Raw genomic sequence first — 25,172 nt, forward strand, 5'->3', positions numbered from 1 at the left:
CCTACAGCGGTTTCGGGGCGGGCGGGCGCTCGGTGCCGTACAGCCACGGGTCGAAGACCTTCGCCAGCTTCTTGCCCGAGACCCGCTCGGCCAGCGCGACGAAGTCGGCGGTGGTGGCGTTGCCGTTCTTCCGCTCCGCCGCCCAGGTACGCAGGACGGTGAAGAACGCGGTGTCGCCCACCGCCACCCGCAGCGCGTGCACAGTCATCCCGCCCCGGTCGTAGACCGAGCGGCTGAACAGGTTCTCCACCCCCGGCTTGCCCGGCGGCGTCCGCCACACCTGCGAGCCGGCGTTCGCGTACTTCTGCTCGAACGTGCGCTGCACTGTGGTCGAGCCGCTGTGCTCGGCCCACAGCCACTCGGCGTACGTGGCCAGCCCCTCGTTGAGCCAGATGTCCTGCCAGCGCTGGATCGACACGCTGTTGCCGTACCACTGGTGGGCCAGCTCGTGCGCGACCACGCCGGTGTTGTCGCCCTGCCGGAAGAAGCTGGCCGAGTAGACCGGACGGCTCTGCGTCTCCAGCGCGTACCGGATCCGGTCGTCGTCGATCACCACGCCGCCGTACGAGTCGAACGGGTACGGCCCGAAGACGCTCTCCAGGTAGTCGGCGACCTCGACGGTACGCGCGATCGACCGGTCCGGGGCGCCCTGGGGCAGCTGCGTGGTGACCGCGCTGTACACCGGCCGCCCCTTGTGCTCGCCGGTGGTGACCCGGAACTTCCCGATCGCCACGGTGGTCAGGTAGCTGGCCGCCGGCGCGCCCTCCGACCATTTCCAGGTGGTCCAGTCGCCGCTTGTCGACTTCCCCTTCGGCACGCCGTTGGAGACCGCCGTCAGTCCCTTCGGGACGGTGATCTCGAAGTCGTAGGTCGCCTTGTCCGACGGGTGGTCGTTCACCGGGAACCAGGTGCTCGCCGACTCCGGCTGACCGAGCGCGATCGCCCCGTCCGTGGTGTGCAGCCAGCCGCCCTCGCCCAGCGACTCGGTACGCAGCGGCTCCGGCCGCCCGTCGTACCGGATCTCGGCGGTGAACCCGTTGCCGGAGGTCAGCCCGGTGGCCGGGGTGACCACCAGTTCGTTGCCGGTACGGCTGTGCCGGGCGGCGGCGCCGTCCACAGTCACCGCGCGGACGGTCAGCCCGGCCAGGTCCAGGTTGAACGCGGACAGGTCGGCGGTCGCGGTGGCCCGCATCGTGGTGGTGCCGCTGAGCTTGTCCGTCTCCGGGTCGTAGCGCACCTTCACGGTGTAGTGCGCGACGTCGTAGCCACCGTTGCCGTAGCTCGGGAAGTAGGGGTCGCCCGCGCCGGCCGCGCCCGCCGCGAAGCTGCGCGTGGCCGCCGGGGCGGCGGTGGTGGGAGACGCCGGTCCCGGGTCCGGCTCGGCCGAGCCGCAGCCGGCCACCAGCAGCGTCGTGCAGGCCAGCAGCCCGAGCCGTCGTCGTCCGCCGCGCCGCGTCATCGCCTCGATCCCTCCGGGGTCCCGAACAGCGGCCCCGCCCACGGGCCGCTCCGCCCGCGGCAGCCTACCCAGCGGCGGTCACGCCCACGTCACGGCAGTCCCGGTGGCGTCGCGCCGACCAGCCAGGCGTCCAGCAGCGTCCGCAACGGCCGCCCCGACGTGCGTTCGGCGTACCCGACGAAGTCGGCGGTGGTGACGTTGCCGTTGCGGTGCTGCGCCAGCCAGCCGCGCAGCACCCGGTAGAACGTCTCGTCGCCGACCGCGCGGCGCAGCGCGTGCACCGCGAGCGCGCCCCGCTGGTAGACCGCGTCGCCGAACATCCCGGACCGGCCCGGGTCGACAGTGGGCTTCGACCAGTCGGTGTCCGCGTACCGCTCGGCGACCGTCTGCGCCACCGTCCGGCCGCCGTCGTGCTCGGCCCAGAGCCATTCGGCGTACGTGGCGAAGCCCTCGTTGAGCCAGATGTCGCTCCACCGGGCCACCGAGACGCTGTCGCCGAACCACTGGTGGGCCAGCTCGTGCGCGACCACCTCGGTGTTCGGGCGGTCGCCCCGGAAGAAGCCCGGCCCGTAGACCGGCCGGCTCTGCGTCTCCAGCGCGTACCGGATGCGCTCGTCGGCCACCACGATCCCGCCGTACGCCTCGAACGGGTACGGACCGAACCGCTCGGCCAGGAAGTCGGCGATCTCACCGGTGCGGGCCACCGACGCGGCGGCCGGCCCGTCCGCGGGCAGCGCCTCGGCGACGGCGGTGACCAGCGGCTTGCCCGCGTGCGTGCCGGTGCTGACCCGGTAGTCGCCGATCACCAGCGTGCTCAGGTAGCTGGCCATCGGCGCGCGCTCCGACCAGCGCCAGGTGGTCCAGCCGCCGCTTGACGTCTTGCCCTCCGGCACGCCGTTCGCGAGCGCGGCGAGCCCGTCCGGCACGGTGATCGTGAAGTCGTAGGTCGCCTTGTCCGACGGGTGGTCGTTGACCGGGTACCAGGTGCTCGCCGACTCCGGCTGGCCGAGCGCGATCGCGCCGTCCGGTGTGGCGTGGAAGCCGCCGTCGCCGAGTTCGGCGTTCGGCAGCGGTTGCGGCACCCCGCCGTACGTCACCTCGACGGTGAGCCGCTTCCCCGGCGGCAGCCCGCGCGGCGGGGTGACGATCAGCTCGGCGCCGTCGTGGCGGTGCTTCACCGCCTCCCCGTCCACCCGGACCCGCTCGACGTCCAGCCCGGCCAGGTCGAGCTGGAACCGGGACAGCGCACGGGTGGTGGTGGCGGTCAGCGTGGCGGTGCCGGCGAGCCTGTCGCCGGCCGGGTCGTAGCGCACGTCGAGCGCGTAGTGGCCCACGTCGTAGCCGCCGTTGCCGGCCCCCGGCACGTACGGGTCACCGGCGTCCGCCGCGCCCGGCCGGAACCCGTTGTCGTCGCCGCCCGTGCATCCGCTCACCGCGAGCGCCGCCGCCACCAGCCCTGCCGCCCAGATCCGCCCCCGTCTCACCCGGCGAGCCTAGACGCGCGACGGCGCGGGCGGGGCCGGAACACGTCCGGGCCGCCGCCCGCGCCGTCATGCGGTGCTCAGCCGGTGCTCAGCGGTGCTCAGCGGTCGAGGACCAGCCCGACCTTCTGGAACTCCTTGAGGTCGCGGTAGCCGCACTTGGCCATCGCGCGGCGCAGGCCGCCGAAGAGGTTGAGCTGGCCATCCGGCTCGTCGGCCGGGCCGAACAGCAGCTTCTCCATCGAGCCGAGCGGCTCGCCGGCCACCTCGAACGCGCCCCGGGGCAGCGACGGGTGGCTGGCCGCGGAGTGCCACCAGGCGCCACCGGCCGGCGCCTCCTCGCAGAGCGACAGCGGCTCGCCGAGCATCACCGCGTCCGCGCCGCAGCCGAGTGCCTTGGCGATGTCGCCGGAGGTCTGCATGTCGCCGTCGGCGATCAGGTGCACGTACCGGCCGCCGGTCTCGTCCAGGTAGTCGCGGCGGGCAGCGGCGGCGTCGGCGATCGCGGTGGCCATCGGCACCCGGATGCCGAGCACCGACTCGGTGGTCGACCAGTCGTCGCCGCCGATGCCCACGATCACACCGGCCGCGCCGGTACGCATCAGGTGCAGCGCGGTCTTGTAGTCGGTGCAGCCGCCGACGATGACCGGCAGGTCGAGGTCGGCGATGAACTCCTTGAGGTTCAGCGGCTCGTCGGTGGTGGAGACGTGCTCGGCCGAGACGAGCGTGCCCTGGATGACCAGGATGTCCACGCCGGCGTCGAGGATCACCGGGGCCAGCGCGAGGGTGTGCTGCGGCGATACCCGCACCGCCACCGTGCCGCCGCCCTCGCGCAGCTCGCGTACCCGCTCGGCGATCAGGTCGGGCCGGATCGGCTCGGCGTAGACCTCCTGGAGGCGCTTGGTCGCCCGCGCGTCCTCGCCGAGACCGGCCAGTTCCTCCAGCACCTTGGCCGGGTTCTCGTACCGGGTCCAGAGGCCCTCGACGTTGAGCACGCCGAGGCCGCCGAGCTGGCCCAGCCGGACCGCCGAGGCGGGGCTCATGGTCGCGTCCGAGGGGTGGCCGACGCAGGGGATGCCGAACTGGTACGCGTCGAGCTGCCACGCCGTGGAGACGTCGTCGACGTCCCGGGTGCGGCGGCTCGGCACGATGGCGATGTCGTCCAGGTGGTAGCCGCGCTGCGCGGTCTTGCCCAGCCCGATCTCGACCACGTCACGCATGAGGGACTCCAGGTGGTTGGGGGTGGTGGGTCAGCGGGAGTGGTAGTTGGGCGCCTCGACCGTCATCTGGATGTCGTGCGGGTGGCTCTCCTTGAGCCCGGCCGCGGTGATCCGGATGAGCTGGCCACGCCGGTGCAGCTCCGGGATGCTCTCCGCGCCCACGTACCCCATGGCGGCGCGGAGGCCGCCGATGAGCTGGTGGGCGACCGCGGACAGCGGACCCCGGTAGGGCACCTGGCCCTCGACGCCCTCCGGGACCAGCTTGTCCTCGGCGAGCACGTCCTGCTGGAAGTAACGGTCCTTGGAGTAGGACTTGCCCTGGCCACGCGACTGCATCGCGCCGAGCGAGCCCATTCCCCGGTACGCCTTGTACTGCTTGCCGTTGATGAAGATCAGCTCGCCGGGGCTCTCCTCGCAGCCGGCCAGCAGGCTGCCGAGCATCACCGTGTCGGCGCCCGCGACGAGCGCCTTGGCGATGTCGCCGGAGTACTGGATGCCGCCGTCGCCGATCACCGGCACGCCGGCCGGGCGGGCGGCCCGGGCCGCCTCCATGATCGCGGTGATCTGCGGTACGCCGACCCCGGCCACGATCCGGGTGGTGCAGATGGCGCCCGGGCCGACGCCCACCTTCACGCCGTCCGCGCCGGCCTCGACGAGCGCCTTCGCGCCCGCGTACGTGGCGATGTTGCCGCCCACGATGTCGATGCTGACGTCCCGCTTGAGCCGGGCCACCATCTCCAGCACGGCCCGCTGGTGCCCGTGCGCGGTGTCCACGATGACCACGTCCACGCCGGCGTCGACGAGGGCACGGGCCCGCTTGTAGCCGTCCTCGCCCACGCCCACCGCGGCGGCGACCCGGAGCCGGCCCGCGTCGTCCTTGGTCGCGTTCGGGTACTGCTCGCTCTTGGTGAAGTCCTTCACCGTGATCAGGCCGCGCAGCTTGCCGCCCGCGTCCACGATCGGCAGCTTCTCGATCTTGTGCTGGCGCAGCAGGCCGAGCGCGTCGTCCTTGCTCACGCCGACCGGGGCGGTGATCAGCGGGGTGCGCGTCATGATCTCGCGGACCGGCGTGGCCGGGTCGGAGACGAAGCGCATGTCGCGGTTGGTGACGATGCCGACCAGCTGGCCCTGCCCGTCGATCACCGGCACGCCGGAGATGCGGTAGCGACCGCAGAGCGCGTCGACCTCGCGCAGCGTGTCGTCCGGGCTGGCGGTCACCGGGTTGGTGATCATGCCGGACTCGGAGCGCTTCACCAGGTCGACCTGGAGCGCCTGGTCCTCCACCGACAGGTTGCGGTGCAGCACGCCGATGCCGCCCTGGCGGGCCATGGCGATCGCCATCCGCCCCTCGGTGACCGTGTCCATCGCGCTGGACAGCAGCGGCACGGTCAGCTCGATGTTGCGGGTCAGGCGGGTACGGGTGTTCACCCGGCTGGGTACGACGTCCGACTCGCCCGGCTGCAGGAGCACGTCGTCGAAGGTCAACCCGAGCGGTACCACCCGGGCCGAACCGGCCGGCAGCTCGGGCAGATGGCCACCCAGCTCCCCGCCGTCGGTGCCGGCCGGGATCTCGGTGCTGGGCGAATTCTCCACGATTGCTCCCCTGAGCTGGTCGATCGGGCTGCAGCGAGGCGGCGCGCGGGGGCACCGGCAGGCGCCTGGTGACGGCGCGTCGCCTCATCGTACCCACTGGCCCGTTCCCGTCCGGGCAGCGGCGGGCCCGGGGGTAGGCCGGGCCACAGCGCGGCCTGGGGCGGGCTTTCCGGCGGCCCGGGGACTACGGTGAGGGGGTGCACGACGAGCCCATCGACCCGTTCAACGGCGACCCTGCCGATCCGGCTGCCGGTCTGCACGATCCCGGCGACGACGACGCGCTCGACCCGCTGACCGACGTCGAACGCCAGGACGTGCTGGAGGACCTCGCCGATCTGGAGATCTACCAGGCGCTGCTCCAGCCGATCGGGGTGCGCGGCCTGGTGATCGAGTGCGAGGACTGCCGCGAGCCGCACTACTTCGACTGGGACCTGCTGCGCGGCAACCTGCGCCACCTGCTCAACTCGGGGCGCCCCCGGGTGCACGAACCGGCCTACGACCCGGACCCGGACCATTACGTGAGCTGGGACTACGCCCGTGGCTACGCCGACGGCGTGCACGACACGCTCACCGAGGGCACCGACGACTCCGCGTCGGAGTGACTCCGGCCCGGGTCAGGCGACCAGGCCGGCCCGGAAGCCGGCCGCCACGGCGTGTGCCCGGTCCCGCGCCCCGAGCTTGCGGAACAACCGTCGGGCGTGCGTCTTGACCGTGTCCTCGGAGACGAACAACTCCCGCCCGATCTCCGCGTTGCTCTTGCCCTCGGCCATGCCGAGCAGCACCTGAAGCTCCCGCTCGGTCAGCCCGATGGCGCCGCGCGGCGTCCGGGCCGGCCGCTGACCGGCGCCCGGGCGGGCCGCCTCCGCCGCGTCGGCCGCCGCCGGATCCTCCGCGTCCTCACCCCGCTGCACCGGCACCACCGTGGGCAGGCCGGCCGCGTCCACCGGCGCCACCGCCGGCCAGCCGGGCCCACCCGGGGTACGCCCCGCCGACCGGGCCGGACCGCCGACCGCTGCCGCGTCCCGGGCGGTGTCCGCCACCCGGTGCCTGTTGCTCCGGCCGGGAGCGGACAGCAGCAGCAGCGCCTTGGCGACCGCGCTGGTCAGATCGTGGTCCGCGTTCTGGATCAGGCCACGCGCTCCGGCGCTGATGGTGGCCGCCGCCGACTCCGACTCCTCGGCCCCGAGCAGCAGCACCGCCGCCTGCGGCGCGCGGGCCAGCACCCGGCGCACGAAACCGGCGCTGTCCGGCCGGGTCAGCGCGGTGTCGGCGAGCACCACGTCCACCGGGCGCTCCGCGAGCCGCAACATCACCTCCGGATCGGAGACGGCCGTCCGGACGACGCCGGACAGCCCGAGCCGCGCCGCCGCGGAGGTCAGATGCTGGGCCGCCAATGGTGTCCGAACGCACACAAGAACACTACGCACAGTGGTCTCCTCTCCGACTCAGAGCAGACCATGCGGAGGTGGGCTCGGGAGGGGGTTCCGGGCAATCATCCGAACTTTTCCGACAGATGGGGCATATGCCACCGACTGTCCGAGGTTTTCGATCACAGATGTGTGAGGCGCGGACCGCTCGGGTACCGAGGGGTTCATCCGGAACCGGCATCCCGCGCGGACCGCCGCCCGGTAGCTGGCCACGAACATTCTCCGCGGTGCCGCGCGGGAGGAGGGGTGCTGATGTCGAACGTACGTAGGCTGCCTGGACCGATCGACGAGCTCTGGGACTGGCAGCGGCTCGGGGCCTGCCGTGGCCGCGACAGCGCGCAGTTCTTCCACCCGGACGGCGAGCGCGGCTCCTCCCGGCTGCGCCGCGAGATGGGCGCCAAGTCCGTCTGCCGCGCCTGCCCGGTACGCGCCGAGTGCGCCGCCCACGCGCTCTCCGTACGCGAGCCGTACGGCGTCTGGGGCGGGTTCAGCGAGTCCGAGCGGCTGCGTCTGCTCGCGCTCGGCTGGGAGGACCTGGCCGACCGCCGCCAGACCAAGGTGGACATCGCCCGGCTGGAGGCGCGCCTCGGCCGCCCGCACAACACCGCCGTGCCGGACCAGCGCAAGGTCGCCTGACCGGCTTCACGACCCCCGACGCCGCGCCCCGGATCCCGGGGCGCGGCGTCGTGTCGTGGCCCGGGGCATCCGCTGGCCCCCGCACCCCGGCGCGGCGAAGGCCGCCGCTGGGCGACTCGCCTACCGTTTCGAATACCAGGATCGGCGTTCCAGAGGCTAGGACACCACATAGATCTTGGTATGAAACGGCCCTTATAGGGGCCGTTTCATACCAAGATCTCTTTCGTGAGCGCTCGGGAGTCTGGACTCAGGCCGGAGCCAAGCGGCGCGCACCCGATCGGCAGGCACCCGCCAGTGGCACGGGCAGGCCATCTCCCCACCGAGAGCGGTCCTCGCGACGGTGCGGGTCAGGTGACTGTGACCCTTACCGTGTGCCATCCCGTCGCGCCGTCCGGGGCGACCGGGGCGCGCTGTTCCGTCTGGGTCTCGCCGGTGCTGTCGGTCGCCCGGACCTGGAGCGTGTGCTCGCCCGGTGTGGCGTCCCACCGCCACGACCACTGCACCCACGTGTCCGCCGACACTGCCGGGGCCAGCGTCGCCTCCTGCCAGGGGCCGCCGTCCACGCGTACCTCGACACGGCTGATGCCGCGGTGCTGCGCCCACGCCACACCGGCGACGGTCACCGGACCGGCGGCGGGACGGCTGCGGGGCCGGGGCGTGTCGATCCGGGACTGCGTCTTGACCGGGCCCTGCGCTGACCAGCCGCGCGGCACCCAGTACGCGTCGAAGTCGGCGAAGCTGGTCAGCTCCAGCTCGGTGATCCACTTGCACGCGGAGACGTACCCGTAGAGGCCGGGCACCACCATCCGCGCCGGGAAGCCGTGCTGGATCGGCAGCGGCTCGCCGTTCATGCCGACCGCGAGCAGCGCGTCCCGCCCGTCGCGCAGCACCGAGGTGGGCGTGCCGCACGTCCAGCCGTCGACGGCGCGCCCGACCACCTGGTCCGCGCCGTCCTCCGGGTCGGCCTCGTCCAGCAGGTCCCTGATCGGTACGCCGAGCCAGCGCGCGTTGCCGATCAGGTCGCCGCCCACCTCGTTGGAGACGCAGGCGAGCGTCACGTAGCGCTCGACCATAGGGCGGGCGAGCAGGTCGTCGAAGCTCAGCTCGATCGGGTTGCGGACCCGCCCGTGGATGCGCAGCCGCCAGGTGACCGGGTCCACCTGCGGCACCACCAGCGCGGTGTCGATCCGGTAGAACTCCCGGTTCGGCGTGACGTACGGCGCGAGCCGGGACAGCGACAGGTCCGCTCCGGCCGGCACCGGTGGGGCGGGCGCGACCGGGGCGGGCAGCGTCACCGCGTCCCGGGCCGCCGATACGCCGCGCCGGCCGGCCAGCCAGTGCCCGCCCAGCCCGGCCACCGCCGCCGCGCCGGTGAGCAGCCCGGCGCCACGCAGGAACCGCCGCCGCGACTCCGCGTCGTCGTGCCGGACCGGCTCCCAGCCGCCCGGCGTCTCCCTCTCCCGGGCCAGCGCGGCGACCGCCGGAGGCGGGGCGGATGGCGGGGGCGACGCGGACGGCGGCTCGCTGTCCGCCGAAGCGGCCCCGTCGCGCTCCGCCGGGCCGGTCCCGGCCCGGTCGCGTCGCACGGCTTCGGACCGGTCACGCCCCGGTCGCTTCCGGTGCGCCAGGTCGGGGCTCAGCGGGCCGGCCACGAACGCCCACAGCGTCAGCGCGCCCAGTCCGCCGCCGACCAGGGAGGGCAGCGCGTCGAAGGCGTCCGCGCCGGCCCGGGTCAGCGCGGCGGCGGCACCGAGCGCGGCGAACGCGGCGATGCCGGCCAGGCCGATCACCAGCCGCCGGGCCGCTGCCAGGCCCAGCAGCGCGCCGAAGACGGCCAGCAGCAGCGCCGTCCCGATCAGCAGCGCGATCTTGTCGTACGTGCCGAAGACGTCGATGGCGAGCTGCTTGAGCGGCTCGGGCACCAGGTCGACGACGAGTCCGCCGACGGCGACGAGTGGAGCGGACCGGGGGCCGGTCAGGACCGCAACGGGTTCGGCGGCGCCGAGCGCCACCACGGCGGCGACGACACCGGCCGACGCCGCCCGGCGGGGGGAGAGGGTGCTCACGGGCTCCAGTCTGGTCGCCCCGCGGGCCCGGCTGCCAATCTCGTCAGCGATCCGTAAGGACATATGCGTCAGGGCACACCACCGGGTCGGCGGTGTGCCCTGACGTCGGGCGTACTCCTCGGGTCAGAAGCCCGGGCCGTGCTGGTGGCCGTGCCCGTGCGAGTGGCCGTGGCCACCGGCGGCCGGCTCCGGCTCGGCCGGCTTCTCCACCACGAGGCTCTCGGTGGTGAGCAGCAGGCCGGCGATCGAGGCGGCGTTGCTGACCGCGTTGCGGGTCACCTTCACCGGGTCGATGATGCCGGACTTGGCCAGGTCGACGTACTCGCCGGTGGCGGCGTCGAGGCCGTGGCCCCAGTCCTTGCCGACGACCTTCTGCACCACCACGTAGCCGTCGTGGCCGGCGTTCTGGGCGATCCAGCGCAGCGGCTCGACGAGCGACTTGCGCACGATCGAGACGCCGACCTTCTCGTCACCGGTGAAGCCCAGGTCGTCGTCGAGCGCCGGCAGGATCTGGGCCAGGGCGGCGCCGCCACCCGGGACCGTGCCCTCCTCGACCGCGGCCTTGGTCGCGGCGATGGCGTCCTCGATGCGGTGCTTGCGCTCCTTCATCTCGACCTCGGTGGCCGCGCCGACCTTGATCACGGCGATGCCGCCGGAGAGCTTCGCCAGCCGCTCGGCCAGCTTCTCCCGGTCCCACTCCGAGTCGGAGGCCTCGATCTCCTTGCGGATCTGGGCGACCCGGTCGGCGACCTCGGAGGCCTGCCCGCCACCGTCGACGACAGTGGTGTTCTCCTTGTCGACCACGACGCGGCGGGCGGTGCCGAGCACCTCCAGGCCGACCTGGTCGAGCTTGTAGCCCAACTCCGGGGCGACCAGCTCGGCGCCGGTCAGGATCGCCATGTCCTGGAGCATCGCCTTGCGGCGGTCGCCGAAGCCGGGGGCCTTGACCGCGCAGACCTTGACGGTCTTGCGCAGCGCGTTGACCACGAGCGTCGACAGGGCCTGGCCCTCGACGTCCTCGGCGACGATGAGCAGCGGCTTGTTGTTCTGGAGAACCTTCTCCAGCAGCGGCAGCAGCTCCTCGATCGCCGAGATCTTCTGCGTGGTGATCAGGATGTACGGGTCCTCCAGGACCGCCTCCTGCGCCTCCAGGTCGGTGACGAAGTTCGGCGAGATGAAGCCCTTGTCGAACTGGAGACCCTCGGTCACCTCCAGCTCGGTGGTGAGCGCGGAGCCCTCCTCGACGGTGATGACGCCGTCGCGGCCGACCTTCTCCATCGCCTCGGCGATCAGCTCACCGATCGCGGCGTCCTGCGCGGAGACGGTCGCGACGTGCGCGATCGACTCCTTGCTGGAGACCTCGACGGCCTTGCCGAGCAGCGCCTCGGAGACCTTGGCGGCCGCCGCGTCGATGCCCCGCTTCAGGCCGGTCGGGTTGGTGCCGGCGGCCACGTTGCGCAGGCCCTCGCGGACCATGGCCTGGGCCAGCACGGTGGCGGTGGTGGTCCCGTCGCCGGCGACGTCGTTGGTCTTGGTCGCCACCTCCTTGACCAGCTGCGCGCCGAGGTTCTCGTACGGGTTGGTGAGCTCGATCTCCTTGGCGATGGTCACGCCGTCGTTGGTGATCGTGGGCGCACCGAACTTCTTGTCCAGGACGACGTTGCGCCCGCGCGGGCCGAGGGTGACCTTGACCGCGTCCGCGAGGGCGTTGACACCGTGCTCGAGCAGGTGCCGGGCGTCGTCCGAGAAGCTGAGGATCTTCGCCATCAGTATCCCTTCGAAGCGACGTTGCCCCGGCCCGGCGAGCCGGACCGGGGCAACGACACTGATCGGTTGCTTACTTCTCGATGACCGCGAGGACGTCGCGGGCGGAGAGCACCAGGTACTCCTCGCCGGCGTACTTGACCTCGGTGCCGCCGTACTTCGAGTAGAGGACGGTGTCGCCGACCTTCACGTCGATCGGCACGCGGTTGCCCTTGTCGTCGATCCGGCCCGGGCCGACAGCGAGGACGGTGCCCTCCTGCGGCTTCTCCTTGGCGGTGTCGGGGATCACGATGCCCGAGGCGGTGGTGGTCTCGGCCTCGTTCGCCTGGACCACGATGCGGTCCTCGAGCGGCTTGATCGCAACCTTGGTCGCGGTAGTCACGGGCATACCCTCCCGGGTACTTGGTGTCGTTGCCGGCCGGCGTGCCGACCAGCGTCAATCTGCCACATGCCACCGGGCGGGGCCGTCGTCGCGGGTGCCGGTCCGCCTGGCGCTCAACCCCCGGGCACGAGGCTCGGGCGTTGGCACCCTCAGGGTGAGAGTGCTAATCGCAGGTTATTCCTCGGCTAGCACTCCGTCAAGGAGAGTGCCAACGCGCGTCGCCCTCCGTGTCGCGCCGGAACCGGCCCGGGAGAATGGGCGCGTGGATCTCGACCTGCTCGCCGTGCTGCGTACCCCCGAGGGGTCGGCGGCGCTCGCCGCGGCCGGGCGGGTGGCCGGCGGCGACCCGCTGGCGGCGGCGGCCGCGCTGCGCTCGGCCGGGATTCCGGGCGACCTCGCCGCCGCCGCGCTGACCCAGGCCGAGCTGCGCCGCCGGGCAGCAGGCAAGTTCGGCGCGGCGGCGGCCGGGATGTTCCTCACCCGACCCGGGCTGGAGCAGGCCACCCGCGGGGTGGTCGCCGGCCGGCGGGCCGCACGGCTGCGCGCCGCGGGCGTGACCACGCTGGCCGACCTGGGTTGCGGCCTGGGCGCCGACGCGCTCGCCGCCGCCCGCGCCGGCATCCGGGTGTACGCGGTGGAGGCCGACCCGCTGACCGCCGCGATGGCCGCCGCGAACGCCGAGGCGGCCGGGCTCGCCGATCTGGTGACAGTCGAGTGCGGCGACGCCACGGAGTTCGACGTGAGCCGCGTCGACGGCGCGTTCTGCGATCCGGCGCGGCGGCGGGCCGGCACCGGGCGGCGCGTCTTCGACCCGAACTCCTACTCCCCGCCGTGGGACTTCGTCACCGGTCTCGCCGCGCGGGTGCCGCGCACAGTGGTGAAGGTCGCGCCGGGGCTGGACCACGCGCTGATCCCGGCGGGCGCCGAGGCGGAGTGGGTGAGCGTGGACGGCGACCTGGTCGAGGCCGCGCTCTGGTGCGGCGAGCTGGCCGAGGTCCCCCGCCGCGCCACTCTGCTGCGCGAGAAGGAAGGGCCCCTTCTTAACGCCTCCGGTAGTAAAAGGGTCCCTTCCTATCACCTCACCGGCACGGGCGCGCAGGAAGCGGAGGTGGGGCCGGTCCGGCGGTTCCTCTACGACCCGGACCCGGCGGTCGTCCGCGCGCACCTGGTCGCCGAACTCGCTGCCGACCTCGACGCCACGCTCGCCGACCCGTCGATCGCCTACCTGTACGCCGACGAGGCCCGGCCCACCCCGTTCGCCCGCTGCCTGGAGATCACCGACGTGCTGCCGTTCTCGCTGAAGCGGCTGCGCGCCCTGCTGCGGGAACGCCGGGTCGGCCGGGTGGAGATCCGCAAGCGCGGGTCGGCGCTGGAGCCGGAGAAGCTGCGCCGTGACCTGCGGCTGTCCGGCGAGGCGGCGGCCGACCTGGTGCTGACCCGGGTGGCGGGCGACCCCACGGTGCTCGTGTGCCGGCCGGTTCCGGTCGGCGGCTGACCCGGCTCACGTTTCCAGCTCGCGGTGTCGCGGCGCGCGGGTTAGCTTGAGCCCGTGGCGGGCCCTGGCACTCCGGCGATCGCGTTGCTGAGCAAGCGGAAGATCGCCCACAGCATCCACCCGTACGACGTCTCGCCGGACGCGCCGAACTACGGCGCGCTCGTGGCCGCGGCGCTCGGGGTGGCACCGGACCGGGTGTTCAAGTCGCTGGTCACCGAGGTCGACGGCGGGCTGACCGTGGCGGTGGTGCCGGTGACCGGCGAGCTGGACCTGAAGGCGCTGGCCGCCGCGGTGGGCGGCAAGCGCGCGGTGATGGCGGACCGGGCGGTGGCCGAGCGGGCGACCGGGTACGTGCGGGGCGGCATCAGTCCGCTCGGCCAACGTAAGCGGCTACCGACAGTCGTCGACTCCTCGGCGCTGGCGCACCCGACCGTGTACGTGTCGGCGGGCCGCCGGGGATTGCAGGTGCAGCTCACGCCGACGGATCTGGTGGCGCTCACCGGGGCGGCCACGGCATCGATCGCCGCCACCTGAGCGGGCTCGTGACGGTACGTGTGGGAGCGTTCCCGGAGCACGCTCTCCCGGCGGTGTCTCGCGGGTGACAACCGCGTTGCTGAATTGTTACCGCCGCCAACAAACTTCTGACCTCGGCAGTCTTGCGGCGCATGGGAGGCGGGGAATACGTTGCCGGACACAACAAAACATCACCACTCCCCCACCTCCGAAAGGACCCTGCACATGCGCAAGGGCTTCCTCACCTTCGCGGCCGTCGGTCTCCTCGCGACCGGCAGCATGGCCGCCTGCGGTGACAACGGCGGTTCTTCCGACGAGGCCGGCGGCTCCAACGCCAAGAAGCCGAAGATCGGCGTGATCCTGCCGGACAGCAAGTCCTCCGCCCGCTGGGAGGGCGCGGACCGCAAGTACCTCAAGGCGGCGTTCGACGCGGCCGGCGTCGACTCCGACATCCAGAACGCGCAGAACGACAAGACCGCGTTCCAGACCATCGCCGACCAGATGATCACCAGCGGCGTCAACGTCCTGATGATCGTCAACCTGGACTCCGGCACCGGCAAGGCCGTGCTCGACAAGGCCAAGTCGCAGGGCGTCGCGACCATCGACTACGACCGGCTGACCCTGGGCGGCTCCGCCCAGTACTACGTCAGCTTCGACAACGAGGCCGTCGGCAAGCTCCAGGGCGAAGGCCTGAGCAAGTGCCTGACCGACAAGGGCGTCAAGAACCCGTCGATCGCGTACCTCAACGGCTCGCCGACCGACAACAACGCCACCCTGTTCAAGAACGGGTACGACTCGGTGCTCAAGCCGAAGTTCGACTCGAAGGAGTACACCAAGGTCGCCGACGACCCGGTGCCGGCCTGGGACAACGCGCAGGCCGCCACGATCTTCGAGCAGCAGATGACCAAGGCCGGCGGCAAGATCGACGGCGTGCTCGCCGCCAACGACGGTCTCGGCAACGCGGCCATCTCGGTGCTGAAGAAGAACAAGCTCAACGGCAAGGTCCCGGTGACCGGTCAGGACGCCACCAAGGAGGGCCTGCAGAACATCCTCGCCGGTGACCAGTGCATGACCGTCTACAAGGCGGTCAAGAAGGAGGCGGACGCCGCCGCCGAGCTGGCCATCGCGCTCGCCAAGGGTGAGCGGAAGGACACCGGCCAGACGGTCAAGGACCCGGAGGGCAACCGGGACGTGCCGGCCGTGCTGCTGGAGCCCAAGGCCATCTTCAAGGACAACGTCAAGGACGTCGTGGCCGACGGCTACGTCACCAAGGAAGAACTCTGCACCGGTGCCTTCGCGAAGCTCTGCACCGACGCCGGCGTGAGCTGACCCACCCGCCTCAGGCGGCGCCGCCCGGCACGGGTTCTCCCGTGCCGGGCGGCGCCCGCGCCGGACGGGATCCGAGACCTCCCTCCGCCCAAAGGAGAACCCCGTGTCCGCAACCCCCCTGCTGGAGCTACGCGGGATCGACAAGAGCTTCGGTCCCGTCCAGGTGCTGCGCGACGTCGCCTTCGCCGCGCACCCCGGCGAGGTGACCGCGCTCGTCGGTGACAACGGCGCCGGCAAGTCGACCCTGGTCAAGTGCATCAGCGGCATCCACCCCACCGACGCCGGCGAGTTCCTCTTCGACGGCCGGCCGGTGACCATCAACAGCCCCCGGGACGCCGCCGCGCTCGGGATCGAGGTCGTCTACCAGGATCTCGCGCTCTGCGACAACCTCGACATCGTGCAGAACATGTTCCTCGGCCGGGAGAAGCGCAGCGGCATCGTGCTCGACGAGCCGACCATGGAGCAGATGGCCGCCGAGACGCTCGCCGGCCTGAGCGTGCGCACCGTGAAGTCGCTGCGCCAGCACGTGGCCAGCCTCTCCGGCGGCCAGCGGCAGACCGTCGCCATCGCCAAGGCCGTGCTCTGGAACAGCCGGCTGGTCATCCTGGACGAGCCGACCGCCGCGCTCGGCGTCGCGCAGACCGCCCAGGTGCTGGAGCTGGTGCGCCGGCTGGCCGACAACGGCCTGGCCGTGGTGCTCATCTCGCACAACATGAACGACGTCTTCGCCGTCTCCGACCGGATCGCCGCGCTCTACCTCGGCCAGATGGTCGCCCAGGTGAAGACCACCGACATCACCCACTCGCAGGTGGTCGAGCTGATCACCGCCGGCCGATCCGGCGGCCTCGGCCTCACCGGCGAGCCGGGCGGCAACGGCGCCGCGCCCGCCGACACCACCCCAGGAGCCATCCGATGACCGCCATCGTCGTGAAGAAGGAAGGCCCGGCCGGCGTCGCGCCGACACCGACCCTGAACAGCCACGTGAACAACTACTGGCGCCGGGTACGCGGCGGCGACATCGGCGCGCTCCCCGCGGTGGTCATGCTCGTGGCGCTGGCGGTGGGCTTCTCGATCGCCCGCCCGTCGTTCTTCACCGCCGGCAACCTGGCGAACCTGTTCACCCAGGGCGCGGCGGTCACGCTCATCGCCATGGGCCTGGTCTTCGTCCTGCTGCTCGGCGAGATCGACCTCTCCGCCGGCTTCGCCAGCGGCGTCTGCGCCGCGATCCTGGCCAACGTGGTCACCGTGCTCGGCTACCCCTGGTACGTGGCGGTGCTCGCCGCCGTCGTCACCGGTCTGGTGATCGGCACCGTGCTGGGCCTGCTGGTCGCCAAGGTCGGCATCCCGTCCTTCGTGGTGACGCTCGCCGGGTTCCTCGCCTTCCAGGGTGTCGTGCTGACGCTGATGGACGAGGGCGCCAACATCGCGATCCGCGACGACGTGCTCGTCGCGATCGCCAACCGCAACCTCTCCCCGGCGCTGGGCTGGGCGCTCGCCGCGGTGGCCGTCGCCGGGTACGCGGCAGTGCAGTTGCTCCGGTACCGCAACCGGGCCGCCCGTGGACTGCTCACCGACCCGCTCACGGTGGTCGGCGCGCGGATCGCCGGCCTGGCCGTGATCCTCGGCGTGGCGGTCTACGTCCTCAACCTGGAGCGCAGCCGCAACGTGCTGATCACCTCGCTCAAGGGCGTGCCGATCGTGGTGCCGATCATCGCGGTGCTGCTGATCGTCTGGACGTTCGTGCTCCAGCGCACCAGCTACGGGCGGCACATCTACGCGGTCGGCGGCAACGCCGAGGCGGCCCGCCGGGCCGGCATCAACGTCGACCGGATCCGTATCTCCGTCTTCGTCATCTGCTCCTCGATGGCCGCCATCGGTGGCATCGTGGCCGCCAGCAGGGGCAACTCGGTCGACCCCAACACCGGGGGCAGTAACGTACTGCTCTACGCCGTCGGCGCGGCGGTGATCGGCGGCACCAGCCTCTTCGGCGGCAAGGGCCGGGTCCTCGACGCCGTGCTCGGAGGCGCGGTGGTCGCGGTCATCGACAACGGTATGGGACTGATGGGATACAGCTCGGGCGTCAAGTACGTGGTCACCGGCGTGGTGCTGCTCGCCGCGGCGACCATCGACGCGCTCTCGCGTCGGCGGGCCGCCGCGACCGGCAACCGCTGAGCAGGGGTACGGAAACACCATGGCAGTGGCAATGCGCGCGGGCCCCAGTCAGGACGAGATCCGTCGGCAGAACCTGGGCGCATTGCTCCGATACGTGCACGTCCACGGGGCCACCACCCGCGCCGAGCTGACCACCGCGCTCGGCCTCAACCGCAGCACCATCGGCGCGCTGACCGCGGACCTGGCCGGCGCCGGTCTGGTCAGCGAGGGGACGCCGAAGGAGACCGGCCGGGCCGGACGACCGTCACTCGTCGTCCGGCCCGAGTCGGGGCGGGTCTACGCGTACGCGTACAGCGTCGAGGTGGACCGGCTGCGGGCCGCGCGGGTCGGACTCGGCGGTGAGGTGCTCGACCGCCGGGAGATGGACCGGCCGCGCAACCTGGTCGCCGGGGAGGCCGCCCCGCTGCTCGCCGGCGCGGTCAAGGAGATGCACCAGTCGGTGCCGCCGGACGCGATCTGCGTCGGCGCCGGCGTGGCGGTGTGCGGCATGGTCCGCCGCGAGGACGGGCTGGTCCGGCTCAGCCCCACCACCGGCTGGGTGGACGAGCCGATCGGTGCGGCGCTCGCCGTCGAACTGGGGATAGACGTACCGATCACGGTGGGCAACGTGGCCGACGTGGCCGCGTACGCCGAGCACGCCCGGGGCGCGGCGGTCGGCTGCGACAACGTCATCTACATCTACGGCGACGTCGGTGTGGGCGCGGGCATCATCGCCGGAGGGCGGCGGCTGAGGGGGCACGGCGGCTACGGCGGCGAGGTGGGCCACATGGTGGTGGTCCGCGACGGGGTGCGCTGCGACTGCGGCCGGCGCGGCTGCTGGGAGACCGAGATCGGCGAGCACGGGCTGCTGCGCGCCGCCGGCCGGTCCGAGGCACGCGGCCGGGACGCGCTGCTCGCCGTCTTCGACGCCGCCGACCGGGGCGACGCCCGCGCGCAGACCGCGGTACGGCAAGCCGGCGACTGGCTCGGCTTCGGCGTCGCGAACCTGGTGAACATCTTCAACCCGGAGATGGTCATCTTCGGCGGCACCATGCGTGACCTCTACCTGGCCTCCGCCGCGCAGGTGCGCAGCCGGCTCAACTCCAACGGGCTGCCCGCGTGCCTGGAGCACGTGCGGCTGCGTACCCCGAAGCTGGGCGACGACGCGGCGCTGATCGGCGCCGCCGAGCTGGCGTTCGAACGACTCCTCGCCGATCCGCTGAACTGATCGGCCCGGTGATCCGTACCAGTGTGCGGACGGGCGGCCGGCTTGCGCGGCCGTCCACGACCCCGCGTACCGGTCCGGACCGAGGAGGCACCGCAACCATGGCATCGCTGGAATCCGCACGCCGCAAGCTGGCGCACCGGGTGGTACTGCTGCTCGCCGCGCTGGGCGCGGGGATCGGCGTCGTTCCCGGGACGGCGCAGGCCGCGCCCAACCCCGGCGTGCAGATGAACGCCGCCGACATGACGCTGCTCAACGGCGTACGGCTGGCCGGGCTGTGGGAGATGCCGGCCGGGCAGATGGCGGCCGAGAAGGGCCAGTCCGCCCGGGTACGCGAGGTCGGCGCGGAGATCGCCAAGCAGCACGCGGAGCTGGACCAGCTGGTGGTCGAGGCGGCCAACAAGCTCGGCGCCACCCTGCCGACGGATCCGACGGCAGAGCAGCAGGGGTGGCTGACCGAGATGCGGAACGCCACCGGCGCCCGGTTCGACCAGATCTTCGTCACCCGGCTGCGGGTCGCCCACGGCAAGATCTTTCCGGTGATCGGCGCGGTCCGGGCCAGCACCCGCGACCCGATCGTGCGGAAGCTGGCCGAGGACGCCAACAAGTTCGTCAACGACCACATGACCATGCTGGAGAGCACCGGGCTGGTGCGCTGGCAGCAGTTGCCGCCGGCCGCGCTGCCGCCCGCGCAGAGCGACTCGCTCGTCGCCGCCGCCCAGGCCAACGTGGGCAGCGGCGGTGGGCTCCAGGTCGGCACCGGCCTGGTGTGGGCGGTGTTCCTGATCGCGCTCGGCACCGGCGGGTACGCGACCTGGCGGCTGACCCGCCGCTCCTAGCGGGGCGGCGGCGTCAGCGGTCGACCTGGGCGAAGTCCCAGCTGTGCGGCGGGCGGGCGATCAGGCGCGCCGGTGGCTCGGGCAGTTCCCGGGGGTTGTTCCGCCACTTGGAGATGACCACGAGCCGGTGGTCGGTGGAGGAGAACACCTCGCTGGAGACGTGCATCGGGTCGTGCTCGAACTCGGGCAGCGCGGTCTCGCAGACCCAGGTGATCAGGTCGGCGAAGCCGTACGACTCGGCCTTGGCCTCCCACATCCGGACGATCATGTCGGTTTCCTCCCCGCTCACACACTGACCACTGTCAGCGGCATCGCCGAGTCGGCCGGCAGGTCCAGCCGGCTCGGCGCGACGCCCGCGGCGACCAGGTGGGAGCCGAGCGCGGCCACCATCGCGCCGTTGTCCGTGCAGAGCTTCGGCCGGGGCGTACGCACCCGGATGCCGTACTTGCCGGCCCGCTGCTCGGCCATCGCCCGCAGGCGGGAGTTGGCTGCCACTCCGCCGCCGATCACCAGCGTGTCGATGCCGCTGGTGCGGCAGGCGTCGATCGCCTTGCCGACCAGCACGTCGCAGACCGCCTCCTGGAAGGACGCCGCCACGTCGGCGACCGGGACCGGCTCACCGGCCCGCTGCCGCGCCTCCACCCAGCGGGCCACCGCCGTCTTCAGGCCGGAGAAGGAGAAGTCGAACCGGTGTCCGACCAGGTCCTTCGCGGCGGTCAGCCCGCGCGGGAAGGCGATCGCCGCCGGGTCACCGGCACGCGCTTCGCGGTCGATGTACGGTCCGCCCGGGAACGGCAGCCCGAGCAGCCGGGCCACCTTGTCGAACGCCTCGCCGGCCGCGTCGTCGATGGTGGCGCCGAGCGGTACCACGTCGCGGGCCAGGTCGTCGACGCGCAGCAGCGAGGAGTGGCCGCCGGAGACGAGCAGCGCGATGGCGGGCTCGGGCAGCGGGCCGTGTTCGAGCGTGTCCACAGCGACGTGCGCGGCGAGGTGGTTCACCCCGTACACCGGCTTTTCCGCCGCGACCGCGTACCCCTTGGCGGCGGCGACCCCGACGAGCAGCGCGCCGGCCAGGCCCGGCCCGGAGGTCACGGCGATGGCGTCGATGTCGGCGATGGTGACGCCGGCCTCGCGCAGCGCCCGGTCCATGGTCGGCACGATCGCCTCCAGGTGGGCGCGGCTGGCCACCTCGGGCACCACGCCGCCGAACCGGGCGTGCTCCTCGACGCTGGAGGCGAGCGCGTCGGCGAGCAGCGTGTGCCCGCGCACGATGCCCACGCCGGTCTCGTCGCAGGAGGTCTCGATGCCGAGGATCAGTGGTTCGTCAGCCATGCGCGTCAGTCCTCGTTGCGCTGCATGACCAGCGCGTCGGTGTTGCTCGGTTGGTAGTAGCCGCGTCGTACGCCGATCGGCTCGAAGCCGTAGCCGGCGTAGAGCCGCTGCGCCGGGGCGTTGTCCGCGGCGACCTCCAGCAGCGTGCTGCGGACGCCGCGCCGGGCCGCCTCGGCGAGCAGCGCCTCCAGCAGCAGCCGGCCGATGCCCCGCCGCTGCGCGTCCCGGCGGACCGCGACGTTCTGCACCCACGCCTCGTCGGGCGGGTAGACGGCCAGCCCGGCGTAGCCGAGCACGGTGCCGTCGTCGTCGGTGGCGGCGAGATAGAAGTGGCCGTTGGCGAGTTCGTTCCAGAACATCGCCGCCGACCACTGCTCGGCGCCGAACAGGTCCGCCTCGATGGGCAGCACCTCCTCGACGTGCCACCAGCGGAACCGGCCCAGCCTCATGGCAGGACCGGCTTGTGGCCGGTGGCGGCGACCGCGTCCGGGCGGCGCAGGTAGAGCGGGGTGAGCGTCTCGCCGGGCGCGCCCGCGCGGATCCGCGGCGCGGCGAGACCGGCCAGCGCCAGCGGGTCCGGGTAGCGCGGCTCGTCCCGCACCGGCAGGCCGAGCACGTCCGCGTACCGGTGCGCGCCGTCGCCGACCGCGACGCTGACCGCCAGGTCGCGCGCCCGCTGCGCGACCACCGCCGGGGCCGCCACCTCCGGGCCGGCCAGGCGCTGACCGGCGCCGTCGTAGACGGCCCAGTAGATCTCCCGCCGCCGCGCGTCGCTCGCCGCCAGCACCGGCTCGCCGGCGGCCGCCGGGTGGCCGAGCCCGTCCAGCGAGCAGACACCGTACGTGGGGACGCCGAGCACCTGACCCATGGTGGCGGCGGTGACCAGCCCGACGCGCAGCCCGGTGAACGGGCCCGGGCCGAGGCCGGCGACGATCGCGGCCAGGTCGGCGGGACGCGCGCCGACGTCCGCCAGCACGGCGTCGACCTGCGGCGCGAGCAGCTCGCCGTGGGCGCGGGCGTCGACTGTGCACCGGGACGCACGAACCGCGACGCCGTCCGCCGAGACCTCGGCCAGCGCCGCGGTCACCGCGGGCGTCGAGGAGTCCACCACGAGTACGAGCACGGTAAGCCAGCCTAGCCGTCCGCCCCGTCCGCCCTCGGCACGCCCTCGCCGCTGACCCGGTCACGGTGCGTAGTGTCCCGACGGAAGAGGTGACCTGGGAGCGATATACCTCTCGGTCATAAATATGACTCACAGGTATATCGCTCGACGGCGAGTTGCCATCCTCCGGAGATGACGGAGAGTCGCCTGGCCCAGGAGATCGCCCGCGCCCTGCGCCACGAACGGGAACTGGCCGGGCTCACCCAGCAGGCCCTGGCCGCGCGGGTCGGGATCAGCCAGGCCGCCGTCGCCCGGATCGAGCGCGGCGACCGGCTGCCCAGCCTGACCACCGCGGAACGTCTGCTCGCCGCGCTGGATCGGCAACTGCGGATCGAGGTCGAGCCGCTGGACAGTCACCTGGACGCGGCGCTTGACGAAATGGCCGGGACCGCGCTGACCGAGCGGATCGATCATCTCCGGCTCGACCCGATCATGGACGCGCTGGGCGACCTGCCGTACGTGCTGGCGGGCGGCACGGCGGCCCTGTTGCAGGGCGCGCCACTGCCGGTGGACGCGGTCGAGATCGCGGTGCGGTGGCGGGACTCCCCGCGGTTCACGGCGTTCCTGGAGCGGGGCCGCGCGCAGCGCTGGGATGCCCGATGGCAGGAGTGGGGCGGGGGCCACCCGGAGCCCGAGGAACCGGGCGAGCACCGCTGGCGGACCCGGTTCGGCGAGCTGCGGGCCCGGATGTGCGACGAACTGCCCGAGCCCATCGAGGTCCGCCTCGGTGAACGTACGTACCCGGTGGAGCCGCTGATCGAGGTGGAGGTGACCGACAAGCGTACGGCCGAGCTGCTGTCCCGGTACCGCCGGCGCCTCGCCGCGGCGGGCGAGGCGCCGGACGGGTCAGCCGGCTGAGCGTTCCCAGTCGACGGTGGGCAGCCCCGCGTCGGCGAGCGCCTTGTTTGCCGCGCTGAACGGACGGCTGCCGAGGAAGCCGCGCGGGTTCATCGGGCTCGGGTGCCCGGCCTCCAGCACCACGTGCCGCGGGTTGGTCACCAGCGCCGCCTTCTTGCGGGCGTAGCCGCCCCAGAGCAGGAAGACCACGCGCTGGTCGAGCGCGTCCAGCGCCCGGATCGTGGCGTCGGTGAACTCCTCCCAGCCCTTGTTCGCGTGCGAGCCGGGGGTGGCCTGCCGGACCGTCAGCACCGAGTTGAGCAGCAGCACGCCCTGCGCGGCCCAGCCGTCGAGGTTTCCGCTGCGCGGCTTGGGCACGCCCAGGTCCTCGCTCAGCTCCTTGAAGACGTTGCGCAGCGACGGCGGCACCGCCACCCCCTCGCGCACGCTGAAGCTCAGCCCGTGCGCCTGGCCCGCCTTGTGGTACGGGTCCTGGCCGAGGATGAGCACCCTCGTGTCGGCCGGCGCGCAGTGCCGGTAGGCGGAGAACAGGTCCTCCAGCGGCGGGAAGACCGTGGCGGTCGCGTACTCCCGGGTGACGAACTCGGCCAGCGCGGCGGTGCGGGCCGGGTCGAGGTGGGGGGTGAGCACGGCACGCCAGGCCTCCGGCAACAGCGCCGGCAGGTCCAGGGTGGGGGCGTCGGGCATCGGCAACCTCTCCTAGTCGGTCGCCATCTTCCTACCAGCCGCGACCGACACTCCCGGGCAGCGGCCGGGCCGGGTACTGGACGAGAAAAGTTACCGGAGCGTAACCTACTGGCAAGTTACTTACGCCACACCACCACTGCTAGCTTGCATCCACCACCATCGATGCTCGCTAGGAGTGCCCGTGAGCAGCAGGAACACCCGTCCCCGCACGCCCTCCGCCCGCCGCGCGATCGGCCTCCGGATCCTCGCCGTCGCCGCGGCGGCAGCCACCTACCTGGCCGGATCCGGCGCAGCCGCAGCCGCCGACGACGCCACGCCCGTGGTCTCCCGCGGCGTGACCATCCCCGCCTTCTACCACCCGCCCGCCGACCTGCCCGCCACCAACGGCACGCTGATCCGCACCGAACCCCTGCCGCTCGGCCTGAGCATCCCCGGGCTCGACGGCCGCCCGATGCCCGGCACCGCCACCCGGCTGATGTACCGGTCAACCGACTCCAACGGACGGCCCGTCGCGGTGACCGGCGCCTACATCGAACCGTCGGCGGCGTGGCGGGGCGCCGGCCCGCGCCCGCTGGTCGCCGTCGCCTCCGGAACCATGGGGCAGGGCGACCAGTGCGCGCCGTCGTTCTCGCTGCAACACCCGCTCACGCTCACCGGCGACACCCTGTCCGTCGGCTACGAGGCCCTGGCGATCTATCGCCTCCTCGCCACCGGCGCGGCGGTCGTCGTCACCGACTACGTCGGCCTGGGCGCGACCGACCGGCTGCACACCTACGTCAACCGCCTCGACGGCGGCCACGCCCTGCTCGACGCGGCCCGCGCCGCCCGCGCCGTACCCGGAGCATCGGTCACCGCCCAGTCCCGCGTCGGTCTCTACGGCTACAGCCAGGGCGGGGGCGCCAGCGCCGCGGCCGCCGAACTCCAGTCCACCTACGCGCCCGACGTGCCGCTCGCCGGCACCTACGTCGGCGCGCCGCCCGCCGACCTGACCGCGGTCATCGGCGGCATCGACGGCAGCGCGCTGGTGGGGGCGCTGGGATGGTCGCTGAACGGCTTCGCCCAGTCCGACCCGGCGCTGCGGGACGTCATCGAGGCCGCCGTCAACGACACCGGCCGGGCGGCGCTGAAGGACACCTCGACCATGTGCGTCGGCGACGCGATCCTCCGGTACGCGTTCACCAGGAGCAGCAAGTGGATCACCGGCGGCCGGTCCCTCACCGCCGTCATCGCCGCCTCGCCCGAGGCCCAGGCCGTCCTCGACCGGCAGCGCATCGGCACGCTCAAGCCCACCGGCCCGGTACGTGTGGCAACAGGCATCCAGGACGACATCGTGCCCCACCGGCAGGCCCGTCAACTGGCTGTCGACTGGTGCCGCAAGGGCGGCAACGTGACCTACCAGGCGATCAGCCTGCCCAACCTCGGCGACAAGATCCTCACCAACCACCTGGTGCCGCTCATCACCGACCAGGGCGACGCGGTGGCCTGGATGAGCGACCGGCTCGCCGGGCGGACCGCCTACTCCAACTGCTGGACGATGCCCCTTCAGCCCTGAC

Annotated in this window: 24 protein-coding genes; 11 read left to right on the forward strand and 13 right to left on the reverse strand. The window is 72.8% G+C overall.

Going from position 1 to position 25,172, the window contains the following annotated elements:
• Position 1 precedes the first annotated feature (1 nt).
• The 4 genes from J3R08_RS27175 to guaB form a co-directional block, all read right to left on the reverse strand.
• On the reverse strand, positions 2–1,459 hold the full coding sequence (locus tag J3R08_RS27175; protein WP_209963217.1) for a M1 family metallopeptidase: 1,458 nt from the start codon (positions 1,457–1,459) through the stop codon (positions 2–4).
• A gap of 89 nt (positions 1,460–1,548) precedes the next feature.
• Positions 1,549–2,943, reverse strand: a complete 1,395-nt coding sequence (locus tag J3R08_RS27180) for a M1 family metallopeptidase (RefSeq protein WP_209963219.1) — start codon at positions 2,941–2,943, stop codon at positions 1,549–1,551.
• 98 nt (positions 2,944–3,041) lie between these two features.
• Positions 3,042–4,160 carry a GuaB3 family IMP dehydrogenase-related protein gene (locus J3R08_RS27185; RefSeq protein WP_043328337.1) on the reverse strand — a complete coding sequence of 373 codons (1,119 nt, stop codon included), beginning with the start codon at positions 4,158–4,160 and terminating at the stop codon, positions 3,042–3,044.
• A 30-nt stretch (positions 4,161–4,190) separates the two neighbouring features.
• Complete coding sequence (gene guaB, locus J3R08_RS27190; protein ID WP_064446576.1) at positions 4,191–5,753, reverse strand: IMP dehydrogenase; 1,563 nt, start codon at positions 5,751–5,753, stop codon at positions 4,191–4,193.
• Positions 5,754–5,950: 197 nt separating this feature from the next.
• On the opposite strand from guaB, the gene J3R08_RS27195 reads away from it, so the two are divergent.
• Complete coding sequence (locus J3R08_RS27195) at positions 5,951–6,355, forward strand: DUF5319 domain-containing protein (RefSeq protein ID WP_043328334.1); 405 nt, start codon at positions 5,951–5,953, stop codon at positions 6,353–6,355.
• A gap of 12 nt (positions 6,356–6,367) precedes the next feature.
• Here the strand turns inward: J3R08_RS27195 and J3R08_RS27200 are convergent, their stop codons facing one another.
• Entirely contained in the window at positions 6,368–7,180 is an 813-nt protein-coding gene (locus J3R08_RS27200) for a response regulator transcription factor (protein ID WP_166456937.1), read from the reverse strand.
• Positions 7,181–7,432: 252 nt separating this feature from the next.
• Here J3R08_RS27200 and J3R08_RS27205 point away from each other — a divergent pair, with 252 nt between their 5' ends.
• The gene (locus tag J3R08_RS27205; RefSeq protein ID WP_013288543.1) at positions 7,433–7,816 is read left to right on the forward strand and encodes a WhiB family transcriptional regulator; all 384 of its coding nucleotides are present in this window, start codon (positions 7,433–7,435) and stop codon (positions 7,814–7,816) included.
• Between the two features lie 347 nt (positions 7,817–8,163).
• Here J3R08_RS27205 and J3R08_RS27210 read toward each other — a convergent pair whose 3' ends face one another.
• From J3R08_RS27210 to groES, 3 genes are all read right to left on the reverse strand, one after another.
• On the reverse strand, positions 8,164–9,945 hold the full coding sequence (locus tag J3R08_RS27210) for a sulfite oxidase (protein ID WP_245254818.1): 1,782 nt from the start codon (positions 9,943–9,945) through the stop codon (positions 8,164–8,166).
• Positions 9,946–10,005: 60 nt separating this feature from the next.
• The gene (gene groL, locus J3R08_RS27215; RefSeq protein WP_209963226.1) at positions 10,006–11,649 is read right to left on the reverse strand and encodes a chaperonin GroEL; all 1,644 of its coding nucleotides are present in this window, start codon (positions 11,647–11,649) and stop codon (positions 10,006–10,008) included.
• 70 nt (positions 11,650–11,719) lie between these two features.
• Positions 11,720–12,034 (reverse strand): co-chaperone GroES, encoded by a 315-nt coding sequence (gene groES, locus J3R08_RS27220; RefSeq protein WP_018222648.1) that lies wholly within the window; start codon positions 12,032–12,034, stop codon positions 11,720–11,722.
• Between the two features lie 256 nt (positions 12,035–12,290).
• Between groES and J3R08_RS27225 the strand changes: the two genes are divergently transcribed.
• From J3R08_RS27225 to J3R08_RS27255, 7 genes are all read left to right on the forward strand, one after another.
• On the forward strand, positions 12,291–13,523 hold the full coding sequence (locus J3R08_RS27225; protein WP_166456940.1) for a methyltransferase domain-containing protein: 1,233 nt from the start codon (positions 12,291–12,293) through the stop codon (positions 13,521–13,523).
• 54 nt (positions 13,524–13,577) lie between these two features.
• Entirely contained in the window at positions 13,578–14,057 is a 480-nt protein-coding gene (gene ybaK, locus J3R08_RS27230; protein WP_043328327.1) for a Cys-tRNA(Pro) deacylase, read from the forward strand.
• 204 nt (positions 14,058–14,261) lie between these two features.
• The gene (locus J3R08_RS27235; RefSeq protein ID WP_043328325.1) at positions 14,262–15,365 is read left to right on the forward strand and encodes a sugar ABC transporter substrate-binding protein; all 1,104 of its coding nucleotides are present in this window, start codon (positions 14,262–14,264) and stop codon (positions 15,363–15,365) included.
• Between the two features lie 103 nt (positions 15,366–15,468).
• Positions 15,469–16,281 carry an ATP-binding cassette domain-containing protein gene (locus tag J3R08_RS27240; protein WP_043328323.1) on the forward strand — a complete coding sequence of 271 codons (813 nt, stop codon included), beginning with the start codon at positions 15,469–15,471 and terminating at the stop codon, positions 16,279–16,281.
• Positions 16,278–17,537: a sugar ABC transporter permease gene (locus J3R08_RS27245; protein WP_043328321.1), complete on the forward strand. Its 1,260-nt coding sequence runs from the start codon at positions 16,278–16,280 to the stop codon at positions 17,535–17,537. Before J3R08_RS27240 ends, J3R08_RS27245 begins: the two co-directional genes overlap by 4 nt.
• A gap of 31 nt (positions 17,538–17,568) precedes the next feature.
• Positions 17,569–18,744, forward strand: a complete 1,176-nt coding sequence (locus tag J3R08_RS27250) for an ROK family protein (RefSeq protein ID WP_030501547.1) — start codon at positions 17,569–17,571, stop codon at positions 18,742–18,744.
• Positions 18,745–18,842: 98 nt separating this feature from the next.
• Complete coding sequence (locus tag J3R08_RS27255) at positions 18,843–19,580, forward strand: DUF4142 domain-containing protein (RefSeq protein ID WP_043328319.1); 738 nt, start codon at positions 18,843–18,845, stop codon at positions 19,578–19,580.
• 13 nt (positions 19,581–19,593) lie between these two features.
• Here J3R08_RS27255 and J3R08_RS27260 read toward each other — a convergent pair whose 3' ends face one another.
• From J3R08_RS27260 to tsaB, 4 genes are read right to left on the reverse strand one after another with little or no spacing between them, the layout of a single operon-like run.
• A complete protein-coding gene (locus J3R08_RS27260; protein WP_030501549.1) occupies positions 19,594–19,848 on the reverse strand; it encodes a hypothetical protein in 255 nt (84 codons plus the stop codon).
• Between the two features lie 17 nt (positions 19,849–19,865).
• Positions 19,866–20,912, reverse strand: a complete 1,047-nt coding sequence (tsaD, locus tag J3R08_RS27265) for a tRNA (adenosine(37)-N6)-threonylcarbamoyltransferase complex transferase subunit TsaD (protein ID WP_030501550.1) — start codon at positions 20,910–20,912, stop codon at positions 19,866–19,868.
• Positions 20,913–20,917: 5 nt separating this feature from the next.
• Positions 20,918–21,361 (reverse strand): ribosomal protein S18-alanine N-acetyltransferase, encoded by a 444-nt coding sequence (rimI, locus tag J3R08_RS27270; protein WP_064446583.1) that lies wholly within the window; start codon positions 21,359–21,361, stop codon positions 20,918–20,920.
• A complete protein-coding gene (gene tsaB, locus J3R08_RS27275; protein ID WP_069087940.1) occupies positions 21,358–22,035 on the reverse strand; it encodes a tRNA (adenosine(37)-N6)-threonylcarbamoyltransferase complex dimerization subunit type 1 TsaB in 678 nt (225 codons plus the stop codon). The genes rimI and tsaB overlap by 4 nt, the downstream gene beginning before the upstream one ends.
• A gap of 171 nt (positions 22,036–22,206) precedes the next feature.
• Here tsaB and J3R08_RS27280 point away from each other — a divergent pair, with 171 nt between their 5' ends.
• Positions 22,207–22,932, forward strand: a complete 726-nt coding sequence (locus tag J3R08_RS27280) for a helix-turn-helix domain-containing protein (protein WP_043328314.1) — start codon at positions 22,207–22,209, stop codon at positions 22,930–22,932.
• Here J3R08_RS27280 and ung read toward each other — a convergent pair.
• Positions 22,921–23,619 carry a uracil-DNA glycosylase gene (gene ung / locus J3R08_RS27285; RefSeq protein WP_043328313.1) on the reverse strand — a complete coding sequence of 233 codons (699 nt, stop codon included), beginning with the start codon at positions 23,617–23,619 and terminating at the stop codon, positions 22,921–22,923. The two genes, J3R08_RS27280 and ung, sit on opposite strands and share 12 nt — an antisense overlap.
• Positions 23,620–23,800: 181 nt before the next feature.
• Here ung and J3R08_RS27290 point away from each other — a divergent pair, with 181 nt between their 5' ends.
• Positions 23,801–25,171, forward strand: a complete 1,371-nt coding sequence (locus J3R08_RS27290) for a lipase family protein (protein ID WP_209963229.1) — start codon at positions 23,801–23,803, stop codon at positions 25,169–25,171.
• The last annotated feature ends 1 nt before the right edge of the window (position 25,172 follow it).

It is taken from the genome of Micromonospora sp. HB375, assembly GCF_017872985.1.
GTDB lineage: Bacteria > Actinomycetota > Actinomycetes > Mycobacteriales > Micromonosporaceae > Micromonospora > Micromonospora chalcea.

Excerpts from the sequence above, each read along its gene's own strand:
- groES (WP_018222648.1), bottom strand. The coding sequence starts at position 12,034 with ATGCCCGTGACTACCGCGACCAAGGTTGCGATCAAGCCGCTCGAGGAC.
- ung (WP_043328313.1), bottom strand. The coding sequence starts at position 23,619 with ATGCCCGACGCCCCCACCCTGGACCTGCCGGCGCTGTTGCCGGAGGCC.
- J3R08_RS27235 (WP_043328325.1), top strand. The coding sequence starts at position 14,262 with ATGCGCAAGGGCTTCCTCACCTTCGCGGCCGTCGGTCTCCTCGCGACC.
- J3R08_RS27175 (WP_209963217.1), bottom strand. The coding sequence starts at position 1,459 with ATGACGCGGCGCGGCGGACGACGACGGCTCGGGCTGCTGGCCTGCACG.
- J3R08_RS27210 (WP_245254818.1), bottom strand. The coding sequence starts at position 9,945 with ATGTCCTTACGGATCGCTGACGAGATTGGCAGCCGGGCCCGCGGGGCG.
- J3R08_RS27250 (WP_030501547.1), top strand. The coding sequence starts at position 17,569 with ATGCGCGCGGGCCCCAGTCAGGACGAGATCCGTCGGCAGAACCTGGGC.
- groL (WP_209963226.1), bottom strand. The coding sequence starts at position 11,649 with ATGGCGAAGATCCTCAGCTTCTCGGACGACGCCCGGCACCTGCTCGAG.
- rimI (WP_064446583.1), bottom strand. The coding sequence starts at position 21,361 with ATGAGGCTGGGCCGGTTCCGCTGGTGGCACGTCGAGGAGGTGCTGCCC.
- J3R08_RS27205 (WP_013288543.1), top strand. The coding sequence starts at position 7,433 with ATGTCGAACGTACGTAGGCTGCCTGGACCGATCGACGAGCTCTGGGAC.
- J3R08_RS27260 (WP_030501549.1), bottom strand. The coding sequence starts at position 19,848 with ATGATCGTCCGGATGTGGGAGGCCAAGGCCGAGTCGTACGGCTTCGCC.
- tsaD (WP_030501550.1), bottom strand. The coding sequence starts at position 20,912 with ATGGCTGACGAACCACTGATCCTCGGCATCGAGACCTCCTGCGACGAG.
- J3R08_RS27280 (WP_043328314.1), top strand. The coding sequence starts at position 22,207 with ATGACGGAGAGTCGCCTGGCCCAGGAGATCGCCCGCGCCCTGCGCCAC.
- J3R08_RS27185 (WP_043328337.1), bottom strand. The coding sequence starts at position 4,160 with ATGCGTGACGTGGTCGAGATCGGGCTGGGCAAGACCGCGCAGCGCGGC.
- J3R08_RS27255 (WP_043328319.1), top strand. The coding sequence starts at position 18,843 with ATGGCATCGCTGGAATCCGCACGCCGCAAGCTGGCGCACCGGGTGGTA.
- J3R08_RS27245 (WP_043328321.1), top strand. The coding sequence starts at position 16,278 with ATGACCGCCATCGTCGTGAAGAAGGAAGGCCCGGCCGGCGTCGCGCCG.